Source organism: Prosthecobacter sp. GW821-HT29F12 (genome assembly GCF_058803405.1).
In genome coordinates this window covers 5,001,518-5,015,334 of record NZ_CM179517.1, presented here as the reverse complement: position 1 = coordinate 5,015,334, position 13,817 = coordinate 5,001,518, and the positions used below count along the sequence as shown (strand labels likewise).

The following is a 13,817-nucleotide window of genomic DNA, read 5'->3' as shown; positions in this document are numbered from 1 at the left end:
AGGGTAGAAAACAAATTCAATTGAGCCATCTTGAGAACCGTGAGGTTTGTAAAGATAAGTAAAATTAAGAATCAGGCGAAAACATTTCGGCGCGGTGAAAGCCGCGCTATTCGAAATGGATTTTAACAATGTAAGATTTATAGGGTATGTAGTGAATGCCTTGGCACTAGCAGGCGATGAAGGACGTGGTAAGCTGCGATAAGCTCCGGACAGCCGCAAACTGGCTTTGACCCGGAGATCTCCGAATGGGATAACCTGTAACGATTCATCTCGTTACGTGACGCTCTGAATACATAGGAGCGTCGACGCAATACCGCCCGAAGTGAAACATCTCAGTAAGGCGAGGAAAAGAAAGCGAATGCGATTCCGTCAGTAGTGGCGAACGAAAGCGGAACAGCCTAAACCGGAAGTTTACTTCCGGGGTTCGGGGCCCGATGTGGTAGTTGAAGAGTTAGGTGAAGCGAATGGAAAATCGCTCCAAAGAGGGTGAGAGGCCCGTAACCGAAAACTTAACAACGCCTAGGGATTCCCAGAGTAATACGATCCACGTGGCATTTCGTATGAATATGTGCCGACCACGGCATAAGGCTAAATACTCGCTAGTGACCGACAGTGAACAAGTACCGCGAGGGAAAGGTGAAAAGAACCGCCGTGAGCGGAGTGAAATAGTACCTGAAACCACATACCTACAAGGTGTCAGAGCCGGCTTGTCCGGTGATGGCGTGCCTTTTGCAAAATGAGTCTGCGAGTCAGTCTGTGTGGCAAGCCTAAGTCCTTCTGGGACGGAGGCGGAGCGAAAGCGAGTCCGAACAGGGCGACAAGTCGCACGGGCTGAACCCGAAGCGGAGGCGATCTACCCATGGCCAGGTTGAAGCGTTGGTAATACGACGTGGAGGACCGAACTGGTGAACCTTGAGACGTTCTCGGATGAGCTGTGGGTAGGAGTGAAAGGCTAATCAAGCCCCGTAATAGCTGGTTCTCCCCGAAATGTATTTAGGTGCAGCGTCATGCGCTGATCGAGGGGGGTAGAGCACTGAATGAGCTAGGGGACATACCCGTCTACCAAACTCAATCAAACTCCGAATACCCTCGAATGTAGCATGGCAGTAAGACAGTGGGGGATAAGCTTCATTGTCGAAAGGGAAACAGCCCAGCCCTGCAGCTAAGGTGCCCAAATGCCGCTAAGTGGAAAGGAGGTGAGATTTCATTGACAGTGAGGATGTTGGCTTAGAAGCAGCCACCATTTAAACAGTGCGTAATAGCTGACTCATCGAGAGATCTCGCGCCGAAAATGATTGGCGATTAAGCGGCATACCGAAGCTCTGGATTGTATCAGCTACGGTTGATACAGTGGTAGGGGAGCGTTCTGTGAGCGTCGAAGCGTGAAGGCGACTGACCGTGGAGTTCACAGAAGTGAGGATGCAGACATAAGTAACGTTAAGGGCGGTGAAATCCCGCCCCGCCGTAAACCCAAGGTTTCCTGGGCAACGATATTCGTCCCAGGGTTAGTCGGGAGCTAAGTCAAGGCCGTATGGCGTCGGCGATGCACATTGGGTTAATATTCCCAAACCGGCTATGGTTAAACCAGGACGTTCGTGGAAATTGAGAAAGCATGCCGGCTGAAAGTGGCAGAAGGAGGCGGGGCAACCCAAATCCGGTCTTTTGATCCGACCACCGAGAAAAGCGTTTTGGCCCTTTCCATGGCCGCCCGTACCGCAAACCGACACAGGTGGGTGGGTAGAATATACCAAGGCGAAAGAGTGAAACCTCGTTAAGGAACTCTGCAATCTAGTCCCGTAACTTCGGAAGAAGGGATGCCCTCTTAGGAGGGTCGCAGTGAAAGGGGACAACCGACTGTTTATCAAAAACACAGCATTGTGCCAAGACGAAAGTCCAAGTATACGATGTGACACGTGACCAATGCGGAAAGATTAAGGCAAGGGGTTAGCCGCAAGGCGAAGCTCTGAACCCAAGTCCCCGTGAATGTCGGCCGTAACTATAACGGTCCTAAGGTAGCGAAATTCCTTGTCGGGTAAGTTCCGACCTGCACGAATCGTGTAACGAGTTGTCCGCTGTCTCAACGAGGGGCTCAGTGAAATTGTATTAGCAGTGAAGATGCTGCTTACCCGCAGAAGGACGGAAAGACCCTATGCACCTTAACTGTAAGCTGTCACTGGTCGTTTGGTTTCCATGCTTAGCGTAAGTGGAAGACTTTGAAGCGTAACTTTCGGGTTACGCAGAGTCGTCAATGAAACACCACCCTTGGGTATTGAACGATCTAACCGCAGTCCATGAATCTGGATGTGGGACCATGTCAGCCGGTCAGTTTTACTGGGGCGGTATCCTCCCAAAGAGTAACGGAGGAGCGCGAAGGTTGGCTCAGCGTGGTTGGTAATCACGTGTTGAGTGCATTGGCATAAGCCAGCCTAACTGTGAGACCTACAAGTCGAACAGATGCGAAAGCAGGCCAAAGTGATCCGGTGGTTTAATGTGGAATTGCCATCGCTTAACGGACAAAAGGTACGCTAGGGATAACAGGCTGATTTCATCCAAGAGTTCATATCGACGATGAAGTTTGGCACCTCGATGTCGGCTCGTCGCATCCTGGGGCTGGAGAAGGTCCCAAGGGTCCGGCTGTTCGCCGGTTAAAGCGGCACGCGAGCTGGGTTCAGAACGTCGCGAGACAGTTCGGTCCTCTATCCTCTGTGGGCGCAGGAAAGTTGAGGGGTTCAATTCCTAGTACGAGAGGACCGGAATTGACGCACCTCTGGTGTTCCAGTTGTTCTGTCAAGAGCATCGCTGGGCAGCTATGTGCGGAAGGGATAAGCGCTGAAAGCATCTAAGTGCCAAGCCCATCCCAAGATTAGCTTTCCCTGAAGGATCGTGGAAGACTACCACGTTGATAGGCCACGGGTGCAAGCGCAGTAATGCGTTCAGCTTAGTGGTACTAATCATCCGTTTGTCTTACATTGTTCCATTTTAAACTGAAGCCTGGTTCAAAGGCTCAAGAAGAATTTGATACTCCCTATATGCAGTTGTCAGAGAACACTCCCTGAAGTGTCTCCAGACACTCGGTTCATTGCCTGCCTCATCCGCAGCGCACATGGGCCGCAGTCTGGTGACCATGGCACAGTGGTACCACCCGTTCCCATTCCGAACACGGAAGTGAAACGCTGTTGCGCCGATGATAGTATGGCGAAAGGCTATGCGAAAGTAGGACGTTGCCAGATTAAACATCATCCCGCATCTCGTAAGAGATGCGGGATTTTTTGTGCCTGCATTCCGAGACCAAACCGCAAGCCGCGAACCGCGATTCTCGAACTGCGCGCCGCGACCACGAGCAGCAAGAAACCCTGCTTTTCAGTTGCAGACTTCAAGGCAAACCGGACAGCCAATGCTTGCCCGCCCGGCGTACGTAGGATGGGTGTGGCGACAGCCCGCCCGTCCATCAGCGTTCCGCAAACATCGGAGCGTGCGAACACCCTCGTGGTCGGACGGTTTGGCGGAGGGAGTTGTGGAGCGAAGAAGCGGTTGCGACGCCAAACACATCCCACCTACGACCGGAGCGCCACGCTACCCGTACAACCCTGCGCTCAGACCCGTTTTCAATGGCGCGTGGTATCAGTCGCCGGGTTGCAATCCACCGTCATTCCCAAGCGTGGTTCGTGAGCCGTAGCGGCTGATTTTTCCTTCCGACTTGAATCCTGCTATGCTGATCAAAGCCTGCTGAGTCTTTGAACTGGCCGATTGGACCAGTGAGCTCCTTCTATTTGCGCTCCAGGAACAGAACAAAAATCAAACGTCCTTCTTTCCATGGCGGTCCGCCGATGAACAAGGGACTGTCTTTGCGCAGAACGGCATCGCTTTTGACCAAAACCTGCTGCTCACGCCAGACTTGGAGGTGCAGATTGACCCCGCCTTTGTCCGCCGGGCCTTTGGAGTCAATTTTCATGAAGAGATCCCGGGAAGGAACGACCCAGGATTCATATTCGCGGAAGATGTCCTGCCGATGCTGGCCAAGAATTTCGAAGTGTTTGAACGGAAACACCTTCGCGAGTCGCTCATTCAGCCGGGGCAGCTCCGCGTGAATCGGCTCTTTGGCACCGGTCAGCTGGCTGGCATCGTTAGTGGCAAAAATCAGCGCGCCCCACACATGACCTTCAGTTGCGTGTTTGACTGAAGACACCACAGACGGTGGTTCCCCCTGGGCACTGGCAAGGGCTGTGCAGATAACAAGGAAGAGCGCTGTAAGGAGGGGCTTCATCCGCGAGGAGTGATCATGGGATTGCCAAGCGCGTCACGGGAAATCATGAGCACTGGAGTTCCATGTGCGTCGAACATCGTCGTGGAGGCCAGTTCAGGCTCCACTTCACTGCGCTGGATGTTGATTCCGGAGACTTTACGCTGAGCCGGCACGGCATCCAGTCCATCAAGCATCAGGACGGTGGCATCGGCGGCACTGTCATGGTAGGTGCGCGCCTGGACGTGGGTGTTGGGTGTGTAGGAGCTGATGATCATGCTTTCCGAAGCGTCACCCGTGGCGGGGTTCAGCAGGAAGAAGCCCAGAACCGCCAGGGCAGCAGTGCCAGCCAGCGCAAACCATGGCTGGCGCAGCCATTGAAACATGGCACCCCAGCCGGGAGCGGCCTGCTTTGCGCGTGCGTCGTCCAGCGCCATCTGGGTGATGCGCACTCCGATCTGGGTGTTGAAGTAATCGGCATGCGGCACACGCATTTCAGCCGGCAAGTGGGTGCGGAGGCTGTTGCTCAGCTCGCGCATTTGCCGGGCTTCCTTGGCGAGCACGGGATCTTGCTTGAGGCGCTCCTCAAACGCGGTGCTTTCTGTTTCATTCATTTCGCCATCAATCCAGCGAATGAGGTCGTGTTCTTCAGATGGAGGTTTCATAAACGTCGTGGAGTTGTTCCTGAAGTTTCTTGCGGGCGTAAAACAGACGCGACATCACCGTGCCGAGAGAGCAGGGAATGAGGGCGGCGATTTCTTCATAAGCGAGCCCTTCGACTTCACGCAGGACGATGACCTGCCGGTGTTCGGGCGAAAGTTTGGCGATGGCCTGCTGAATGCGCTGCCCGAGCTCGGCGTTTGTCATGGCAGCGTCGGGCGCCAGATCGCCCTTCGGCGTGGCTTCCGCGCCTACGGCGACGCGGTGCTCCGTGCGCTCGTCATCGAATTCACCATCGCCCTGGATCTTCTTTTTCCGGAGCCAGTCATAGCTCACATTGTGGGCGATGCGGTAGAGCCAGGTGTAGAATCCCGCATCATGCTTGAACGTCGGCAGAGCACGCCATGCCTTGATGAAGGCCTCTTGGGCGAGGTCCCATGCTTCGGTTTCGTTCTGGATGAGGTGATAGGTCATGGCATAAATCCTCCCACGGTAGCGCGTGACGAGAACGTCAAAGGCGCGCGTGTCGCCTGCTTGGCTACGTTTGACCAAGTCGAGGTCTGAGACTTCGCCAGGGTCAGTCGATGCTGAGGCAGGCATGGATTATTGTTGGCAGAGGATTGACGGCCGTGACGGTGGAATTATTCAGGTCGCAGCACGTTTTGGAGCCAAAAAATGCGTGGAGCGTTGAATCAGGGGATTTTCAGGGACTGACCAAGTCGGATCAGATCACTGCTGAGGCCGTTGGCGGCCTTGATTTTAGCCACGGAAGACCCTTTTTTCCGGGCGATGGAGGAAAGCGTGTCACCCTTGACGACGGTGTATCTCGACCCCGAGGATTTTTTGGTCGGTGTCTTTTTGGCCGTGGACTTCTTTTTCGCGGAGGTGCTGGAAGCCGTGGACTTCTTGGGCGTGGATGACGTGCTGGACGGCGTCACCTTCTTCGTGCCGCTGAAAGCATAGGGGTTCGCGGGAGGCTCCGGCGGCAGGGAGGGTGGGGCCGGCGGGGTCTGATACTTCGGCGTGGTCGAAGATGCGTAGCCGCTCTGGCCCGGGTAAGGATTGTAGTGCCCGTCGGTGCCGTAGTTGGAGGCATAGGGATCGCTGCTAGTGCCGCCGGATTTGTTCGTGTTTTCACAGGAAGCCAGGGCAAGGCAGGTGGCGGACAGCGCGATGAAACGAAGGGCAGTCATGATGGGGTGTAATTTCAGCCAGCATACACGCATGGCAGGAACCTGCGCACTAATGAAATCGGGCGCATCCTTTTCAATGCCTAATTTGCTGCTGCTGAGCCTGCGCTGCGATTTCCCGAGGTTGGCGCAATAGAGGCGGCAGCACGGGCGTTGTGCCTGACGAGGGAAATCTTCCGACACAGACCTTGCCAATTCGCCCGCCATTCCCTAGCTTCGCGTCCCACCCCATGAAAATCGGCTTCAATCTCCTTCTCTACTCCGGCCACATCACCGAGGCAAACTACCCCGTCATCGAAAAACTCAAGGCCACCGGCTACGACGGAGTCGAGGTTCCGATCTTTGATGTCAGCAATCCCGCCCATTTTAAAGGCATCGGCCAGGTGCTGAAGGACAACGGCCTCGAATGCACCGCTGTCACCGTCCTGCCAGATGAAGCCCACAATGCCATCAGCCCCGTCGCGGCCAACCGCCAGGGCGCCATCGATCATCTCAAGCGTGTGATCGAATGCGCGCACAACGCCGGCGTGCAGACTCTCGTCGGCCCCTATTACCAGGTGCTCGGCCAGTTTACCGGAGCCTTCCCATCGGAAGCTGAACTCGCAGGCGCAGCCGAAGTGCATCGTGCCATCGCTCCCGTCGCTGAAGCCGCAGGCGTGAAGTGCGCCATCGAAGCGCTCAATCGCTTCGAGGCCCACCTGCTCAACACCATGGAGCAGGCTGCCGCCTACGTGAAGCGTGTCGATCATCCGAATTTCGGCACGATGTATGACACCTTCCACGCCAACATCGAAGAGAAGAACCCGCTGGCGGCCATCGACACCGTGTTTGCTTCCGGCAAGCTCAACCACGTCCACATTTCCGAAAATGATCGCGGCACTCCTGGCCGTGGCCACATCAACATCGTTGAGCAGATCAAGCACCTCAAAAAGATCGGCTATGACGGCTGGATGACCATCGAGGCCTTTGGCAGCGCTCTGCCAGACCTCGCCGCTGCCACCCGCGTCTGGCGCGATTTCTTCCCGAACACCGAACAAGTTTACACCGAAGGCTTCGCGCTCATCAAAAACGCGCTCGCCTGATTTGAAGCCACGTCAACCCAACCCATTCAACCCATGAACACACCGACCCCACCCCCCGCAGCGGCGACCTCCCGCCGCCAGTTTATCGGCACCACTGCCGCTACTGTAGCCAGCACCGGCCTTACCGTCGCCCAGTCCGCAAATGTTGCCGGCAGCGATGAAATCAAAATCGGCCTCATTGGCTGCGGCGGTCGTGGCACCGGCGCTGCCGGCCAGGCGCTCAGCACCAATCAGAAGGGCGTCACGCTGCACGCTGTGGGCGACGCCTTCAAAGAAAAGGCGGACGGCGCGCTGAGCAATCTGCGCAACAAAGTCCCGGACAAGGTGAAGGTCGATGACTCCCGCATCTTTGCCGGCACAGACGCTTACCAGAAGGTGATTGATTGCTGCGATCTCGTCATCCTCACCACACCTCCCGGCTTCCGCCCGTATCACTTCGAAGCCGCTGTGAACGCTGGTAAAAACATCTTCATGGAAAAGCCCGTCGCAGTGGACAGCCCCGGCGTGCGCAAGGTTCTCGAAATGGCCAAAATCGCCGACGAGAAAAACCTCAAGGTGGTCTGCGGTCTGCAGCGTCGCTACCAAAACTGCTACCGCGAAGCCCTCACCCAGGTCAAGGAGAACGGCGTCATCGGCGACATCGTCTCCGGCCAGGTTTACTGGAATGGTGGTGGCATCTGGTTCCGCGACAAGCGTCCTGACCAGTCCGAACTCATGTACCAGCTCAACAACTGGTATTTCTTCACCTGGCTCTGCGGAGACCACATCAATGAGCAGCACATCCACAACATCGACGTGGCCAACTGGTTCCTGGGTGGTCACCCCATCAGCGCCCAGGGCATGGGCGGCCGCCAGCAGCGTGTGGACAAGAAGTTCGGCCAGATCTATGACCACCACTACGTGGAGTACACCTATGAAAACGGTGTCCGCATCAACAGCCAGTGCCGTCACCAGTCCGGCGTGAGCAACGCCGTGCGCGAAGAATTCACCGGCACCAAAGGCAAGATCTACCTCGACAACAGCGGCCGCTGCTACGCCAACAACCACAAGGGCGAAACCATCTGGAAATACCGCCCCGGTGGCAAGGATCCCGCATCGGCGGGCAAGGGAAATGCCAAGAAGCTGGACCCGGATCCATATCAGACCGAGCACGACACCCTGCAGGCCGCCATCCGTGAGAACAAGCCCGTCAACAACGCCTACTATGGTGCTGAATCCACGATGACCGCCCTCATGGGCCGCATGGCCACCTACTCCGGCAAGGAGCTGAAGTGGGATGAAGTGCTCAACAGCAAAGTGCAGCACATGCCCAACATCATCACTCCTGAGTCCGAAGCCCCGGTCAAACCCGATGCTGAAGGCTGGTATCCTGTCGCCATGCCCGGTTGGGCTGCGAAGGATTACGCCGAGCATGGCCGCCAGAACGTGGAGATCGTCTAATCTCACCAACCTGGATCACTCCAGCCCCGGCCGCAGCGATGCAGCTGGGGCTTTTTTGTGTGCTTTCTCCTCCGTTCCTGCTGCCAAATCTCTTGCCAATCGCACGTTCCCTTCGCTACAACCATCTCCTGCCATGAACACCAGCCGCCGCACCTTCCTGACCAGTTTCGCCGTTTCCGCCGCCACCACGACTTTGCTGTCCCGCGACTGGTCCGGCCAGACGCCCGAGCGCTATCCCGATCCCGACGTCATCGTGCTCGCGCCTGAGTTTGAAAAACTCATTCAGGGAAACTCGCCCATCCGCCGCCTGCACACCGGCATGCTTTGGGCGGAAGGCCCGGCATGGAACGGCAGCGGCAACTACCTCGTGTGGAGCGACATTCCCAACAACGCGCAGATGCGGTACCTGCCCGAAGACGGCCACGTCTCCGTGTTGCGCAACAACGCGAACAACAGCAATGGCAACACCTTTGATCTGCAAGGCCGTCAGATTTCCTTTGAGCACGCCACGCGTCGTGTCGTCCGCTACGAACTCGACGGCAAGATCACCGTGCTGGCCGACAAGTTTGAAGGCAAACCGCTCAACGCGCCGAATGACGGCGCCGTGCATGCCGACGGCTCCGTGTGGTTCACCGATCCCGGCTACGGCAGCATGATGGATTACGAGGGCAACAAAGGGGAGCTGCTCCTCAAAGAGTCCGTCTATCGCATCGATCCCAGTGGGGAGATCACCAAGATCACGGAGGATCTGGAGAAGCCGAATGGGCTGTGCTTTTCGCCAGATTACCAGAAGGTCTACATCGTCGACAGCGGCTCGCCGAAAAACATCCGCGTCTACGATGTGGACGGGAAGAAGGTGAAAAACGGCAAGGTGTTCGTGACCAACAAAGGCATGCTCACCGACAAGGCGGCCAAAGGAAACTCCGACGGCGTCCGCTGCGACGTCGAGGGCAATCTTTGGGCCAGCGCCGGCTGGATCGGAGACGGCTACGATGGCGTCCACGTCTTCAATCCCGCAGGGAAAATGCTCGGCTACATCAAGCTCCCCGAAACCGCCAGCAACCTCTGCTTCGGCGGTCCGAAACGGAACCGTCTGTTTGTCACGGCATCGCAGAGTCTTTATTCGCTCTACGTGAATACGCGTGGAGCGCATCATTGCTGAGAAAAGCTGGCGACGCTCGGTTTAGCCGCAGAGGAGCAAAGAGGCAGAGGGAGCAGAGAATCCGAATTTATTCAAAATCTCTGCCGCCTCTGCTCCTCCGCCTCTCTGCGGCTAAATCGAATGATCCATGGCTCGGCAGTTCCTTGATCTCAAGTGCTGCCCACGCTAAACGAACGCATGGATGAATCCTACACCCAACGCTTCGGCGGCATCGGGCGGCTTTACGGAGCTGCGGCGCTGCCACGTCTTGCCGCAGCACACGTCGCCATTGTGGGTGTAGGCGGCGTGGGGTCTTGGGTCGTGGAGGCTCTGGTGCGCAGCGGCATTGGCGAGCTGACGTTGATCGACATGGATGACGTCTGCATCACCAACACGAACCGTCAGCTTCCCGCACTGGCCCACACCATCGGTGTGTCGAAGGTCGATGTACTCGCCGCACGCGTGGCCGAGATCAATCCGGCCTGCCGCGTGAACCGTGTCATCGAGTTCCTCACGGAATCGAATGCGGACCGGCTGCTCGCACCTAACTTTGATTTCGTGGTCGATGCCGTTGATCGCACCTCGATCAAGGCGATCATCATCGCCCGCTGCCATGCACGCGGTTTGCCGGTCATCACTTCGGGGTCTGCCGGAGGGCGGCGTGATCCCACCGGCATCAAAATCGCCGATCTCGGTCATGCTGGAGCGGATCCGCTGCTCCGAGGCGTGCGCCAGAGCCTGCGCCGTGACTATGGCTTCGCCAAAAGCGAGCAGGGCCGCCCCGTGACGATGGACATCCCCTGCGTGTTTTCCATGGAGAAGCCGGTGTTTCCGTGGGCGGATGGTTCCTGCTCTCTCGAACCCGAAACCGGTGCTGAAACGGGCCTGCGCCTTGACTGTGCCGCCGGCTTTGGTGCTGCGACGTTCGTCACCGGCACCTTTGGCTTTGTGCTGGCGGCGGAGGTGGTGAGAAGGCTGGCGAAAGGGGGGTAAAGGATGAGGCCAGAAATGCTTCATCATCGATTTCATCGGCCAGACGGTTCAATTTTTGCAACGGAACACCGGACGCAAAGACACCCGAGTGCGGATCAATGCGAAGGGTGATACCTTGCCGAATTGGTTCGGCGAGATCGTCATCAAGTGTCAGCGCGGCAGACATAGAGGAGAAACGAATCGATTAAGGGAGCACTGCTACTTCACCACCGGCTTGCCCGCAGCTGCCCAGCCGCCGAAGCCTTCATCCAAGTGAATGAGGTTCGTGAAGCCGAGTTTTTCAAAGACCTTGAGGGCGCGTGTGCTGCGGCCACCGGCCTGGCAGTGGACGAGGGTGGGCTGGGTCTTGTCGAGTTTGCCAAGCTGGGCTTCGAAGTCTTTCGACATGATGTCGATGTTCTTCGCGCCTTGGATGTGGCCGTCTTTGAATTCGTCCGGCGTGCGCACATCAATGACGGCCACTTTGCCGTCGGCAATGATCTTGGCGGCTTCATCAGCCTTGACGTGTTTGGCGGGGTCTGCGGCAAGCATGAGCGTGGGGAGTAAAAGAAGGAGGGCGGTGAGGAGAGTTTTCATTGGATGGATTGGTGTAAAATTTAAAGCTTAAATTCAAACTGAGCAGTGAACTTCGACAGCCATGCGGCTGAGGCGTTGATAGAGTTTTCGCAAGGAGAGCAGGGGCCACCAGCGGTAAAGGTAGATTTCGAGCGGCTTCCACATGGCCACCCAGCCGATGATGGTAAGACCTTCGCGGGCGACGGACTGCCAGTTGCCATCGGCAGGGGCTAGAAGCGTGGCAGCAAACTGGCAGGCACCAAGGAAGAGCAAGCCGATCAGGAAGGAGGCGCGCCCCTCGCGCATCAGGCGTTTGAAATCGTGCAGCGTCATTTCGGCGCGATACTCAAAGTAATGGGCGATGGAATTGGCGACGAGCTTCTGTGCGTCGGCAATATCCACAGGGTGTTTGGCCAGATGAACGACGAGTTTCAAATCGTGTTTGCGCGGATGCTCCTGCGCCCAGCTGACGATGAATTCCTCGGCATCGTGATCCAGATCACGCTCATGGAACGGGGAGGGGTCCAGGGAGTTGAACAACTGGTTCAACTCCGTGAGATTGACCTCGATGAGTTCGGGCATGAGCGTGATGTGCAGAAGGGGCTCACGCTTTTGCAGCAGCGTAGCCTTTGGCCACTTCCGCCCAGTTCACCACATTCCACCATGCGGCGATGTAGTCGGGGCGCTTGTTTTGATACTTGAGGTAGTACGCGTGCTCCCAGACATCCAGGCCGAGGATCGGAGTGCCGAGATCGGCGGCATCGACGATGCCTTTCATCAGCGGGTTGTCCTGATTGGGCGTGGAGGTCACCTTGAGCTTGCCGTCCTTGGTGACGATGAGCCAGGCCCAGCCGGAGCCGAAGCGCTTCACTCCGGCCTCGCCGAAGAGTTTTTTGAAGTCGTCGATGCTGGTGAAGGTGCTCTGAATCGCTTCACCGAGCTTGCCTTCAGGGCCGGTCGGGCCGCTGCCAGCCGGGGCCATCCATTTCCAGAACCAGGTGTGGTTCACGTGGCCGCCGCCATTGTTGCGGATGGCCATCTGGGAGGCTTCAGGGAGAGATTTGATGTCGGAGACCAGTTCGATGGCGTCCGTCTTGCTGATGTTCGCCGCCTTGAGTGCATCGCCGAGCTTGGCGATGTAGGCGGTGTGGTGCTTGCCGAAGTGGATGTTCATCGTCAGGGCGTCGATGTGGGGTTCCAGGGCTTCGGGGGCGTAGGGCAGGGGAGCCTGGGTGAGATCCAGCGCATGACTGCTGGTGGGGACGATGAGCGAGCCTGCGAGGGCGGCGGTGCTGGTGGTGAGGAAGTGGCGGCGGTTCATGGTGTTGGGGTGTGGGTGAGCTTCCAGAATACGAATTCCGTGGGGGTGATGTCACGGCGAAAGTGCTGCGTGCAATCTTTTGTCACCGTGGTAGCTTTTGCTTCGTTATGGCCGCAGTCACCCATCCCCCCGAATGGACCACTCCGCAGTCCTCTTTTCGTTCTCGCGACGACTGGAGCCTGAAATGGTGGGTGATGTTCGCGCTCATCCTCTCCGTGGTGTTTCACATGATGCTCGTCGTCGGCTTTGACACGCTGGGCATCTCCAGTGTGACACCAAGCAAGCTGCGCGACGTGCCGGAGCGGCTGCGCATCAGCGAGCAGGTGCTGAAAGACCAGCAGGCCATCCAGGAGATCCCGGAAATCATCGCCCCCGGCAATGTGCCGGACATGAAGGCTTTCGAGCCCAAGCTGGATGATTTCGACAAGCTGCAGGAACTGCCGAAGAATCAGGAGATCGACCTCACGCCGAACGTGAAGGAGATCACCAATTTCATCCGCGCCAACGATCCGGGTGACGGTGCGCCCGGCACGCCCAAAGGCAGTGACATGGCGAAGCTGCTTGCCCCTGCAACCATGGACGGGCCGGAGATCGCCGCAGAGATGGCCAGCGTGCGCCGGGATGTCTTGTCCAAACCCATCTCAGAAAAACAAATGCTGCTGGATGCAGGAGCCGTGGACCCAGGTGAGGGGGGCAAGATGGACAGCGGCCTTCTTGACGCGGTCAAAAGCCAGAGCACGACGGCCGCTGCGGGCGCACGCGTGAAGGGTTTCAGCAATCTCGATGATCTGCTCGGTGGCGGCGGCAAAATGGGCGGCAGCACGGCCCCGATTTTGATGCCCACCGACCTGCTGTTTGAGTATGGCAGCGACCAGCTCGCCGAGGCGGCACGCCTCAGTCTGATGAAGCTGGGTTTCCTCATTCAAAAAAACCCGGATTCGCTCTTCATCATCGAGGGCCACACCGACAGCTTCGGCGGTGAGGACTACAATCTCGAACTCAGCATCCGCCGAGCGACGGCGGTGGTGAGCTGGCTGCGCGAATCGCTGGGCCTGGGCACGGATCGCATTCAGGCCGTGGGCATGGGCAAGTCCAAGCCGATTGTCAGCACTGCCGGCACACCCGAGCAGCAGGGCATGAACCGCCGCGTGGAAATCAAGGTGCGGCCGAAAAAGTAACCCGTCTCACGCCAACC

12 protein-coding genes and 2 rRNA genes are annotated in these 13,817 nt (G+C 57.4%); 7 read left to right on the top strand and 7 right to left on the bottom strand.

All coding sequences use genetic code 11. The annotated features are described in order from the left end of the window. The first annotated feature begins 128 nt into the window (after window positions 1-128). Window positions 129-2,972, top strand: a 23S ribosomal RNA gene (locus tag AC3RLQ_RS20710). 142 nt (window positions 2,973-3,114) lie between these two features. After that, a 5S ribosomal RNA gene (gene rrf / locus AC3RLQ_RS20705) occupies window positions 3,115-3,230 on the top strand. Window positions 3,231-3,766: 536 nt separating this feature from the next. Here the strand turns inward: rrf and AC3RLQ_RS20700 are convergent. The 4 genes from AC3RLQ_RS20700 to AC3RLQ_RS20685 all read right to left on the bottom strand — a co-directional run bounded on the left by AC3RLQ_RS20700 (window position 3,767) and on the right by AC3RLQ_RS20685 (window position 6,093). After that, window positions 3,767-4,186 (bottom strand): hypothetical protein, encoded by a 420-nt coding sequence (locus AC3RLQ_RS20700; RefSeq protein ID WP_493030538.1) that lies wholly within the window; start codon window positions 4,184-4,186, stop codon window positions 3,767-3,769. Between the two features lie 74 nt (window positions 4,187-4,260). Further along, entirely contained in the window at window positions 4,261-4,905 is a 645-nt protein-coding gene (locus AC3RLQ_RS20695) for an anti-sigma factor family protein (protein WP_493030537.1), read from the bottom strand. After that, window positions 4,889-5,500 (bottom strand): sigma-70 family RNA polymerase sigma factor, encoded by a 612-nt coding sequence (locus AC3RLQ_RS20690; RefSeq protein WP_422316217.1) that lies wholly within the window; start codon window positions 5,498-5,500, stop codon window positions 4,889-4,891. Before AC3RLQ_RS20690 ends, AC3RLQ_RS20695 begins: the two co-directional genes overlap by 17 nt. 92 nt (window positions 5,501-5,592) lie before the next feature. Further along, window positions 5,593-6,093: a LysM peptidoglycan-binding domain-containing protein gene (locus AC3RLQ_RS20685; RefSeq protein ID WP_493030536.1), complete on the bottom strand. Its 501-nt coding sequence runs from the start codon at window positions 6,091-6,093 to the stop codon at window positions 5,593-5,595. Window positions 6,094-6,320: 227 nt separating this feature from the next. Here AC3RLQ_RS20685 and AC3RLQ_RS20680 point away from each other — a divergent pair, with 227 nt between their 5' ends. The 4 genes from AC3RLQ_RS20680 to AC3RLQ_RS20665 all read left to right on the top strand — a co-directional run bounded on the left by AC3RLQ_RS20680 (window position 6,321) and on the right by AC3RLQ_RS20665 (window position 10,746). After that, the gene (locus AC3RLQ_RS20680) at window positions 6,321-7,172 is read left to right on the top strand and encodes a sugar phosphate isomerase/epimerase family protein (protein ID WP_397384396.1); all 852 of its coding nucleotides are present in this window, start codon (window positions 6,321-6,323) and stop codon (window positions 7,170-7,172) included. A 33-nt stretch (window positions 7,173-7,205) separates the two neighbouring features. Then, a complete protein-coding gene (locus AC3RLQ_RS20675; protein WP_493030535.1) occupies window positions 7,206-8,612 on the top strand; it encodes a Gfo/Idh/MocA family protein in 1,407 nt (468 codons plus the stop codon). A 133-nt stretch (window positions 8,613-8,745) separates the two neighbouring features. After that, entirely contained in the window at window positions 8,746-9,774 is a 1,029-nt protein-coding gene (locus AC3RLQ_RS20670; protein WP_493030534.1) for an SMP-30/gluconolactonase/LRE family protein, read from the top strand. Between the two features lie 153 nt (window positions 9,775-9,927). Continuing rightward, window positions 9,928-10,746: a tRNA threonylcarbamoyladenosine dehydratase gene (locus tag AC3RLQ_RS20665; RefSeq protein ID WP_493030533.1), complete on the top strand. Its 819-nt coding sequence runs from the start codon at window positions 9,928-9,930 to the stop codon at window positions 10,744-10,746. Window positions 10,747-10,944: 198 nt separating this feature from the next. Here the strand turns inward: AC3RLQ_RS20665 and AC3RLQ_RS20660 are convergent, their stop codons facing one another. The 3 genes from AC3RLQ_RS20660 to AC3RLQ_RS20650 are packed head-to-tail and all read right to left on the bottom strand — an operon-like array spanning window position 10,945 to window position 12,622. After that, window positions 10,945-11,322 (bottom strand): rhodanese-like domain-containing protein, encoded by a 378-nt coding sequence (locus AC3RLQ_RS20660; protein WP_493030532.1) that lies wholly within the window; start codon window positions 11,320-11,322, stop codon window positions 10,945-10,947. Window positions 11,323-11,355: 33 nt separating this feature from the next. Next, the gene (locus tag AC3RLQ_RS20655; RefSeq protein ID WP_493030530.1) at window positions 11,356-11,883 is read right to left on the bottom strand and encodes a hypothetical protein; all 528 of its coding nucleotides are present in this window, start codon (window positions 11,881-11,883) and stop codon (window positions 11,356-11,358) included. 22 nt (window positions 11,884-11,905) lie between these two features. Continuing rightward, window positions 11,906-12,622, bottom strand: a complete 717-nt coding sequence (locus AC3RLQ_RS20650; RefSeq protein WP_493030529.1) for a superoxide dismutase — start codon at window positions 12,620-12,622, stop codon at window positions 11,906-11,908. A gap of 107 nt (window positions 12,623-12,729) precedes the next feature. On the opposite strand from AC3RLQ_RS20650, the gene AC3RLQ_RS20645 reads away from it, so the two are divergent. Then, window positions 12,730-13,800, top strand: a complete 1,071-nt coding sequence (locus tag AC3RLQ_RS20645) for an OmpA family protein (protein ID WP_493030528.1) — start codon at window positions 12,730-12,732, stop codon at window positions 13,798-13,800. Window positions 13,801-13,817 lie beyond the last annotated feature (17 nt).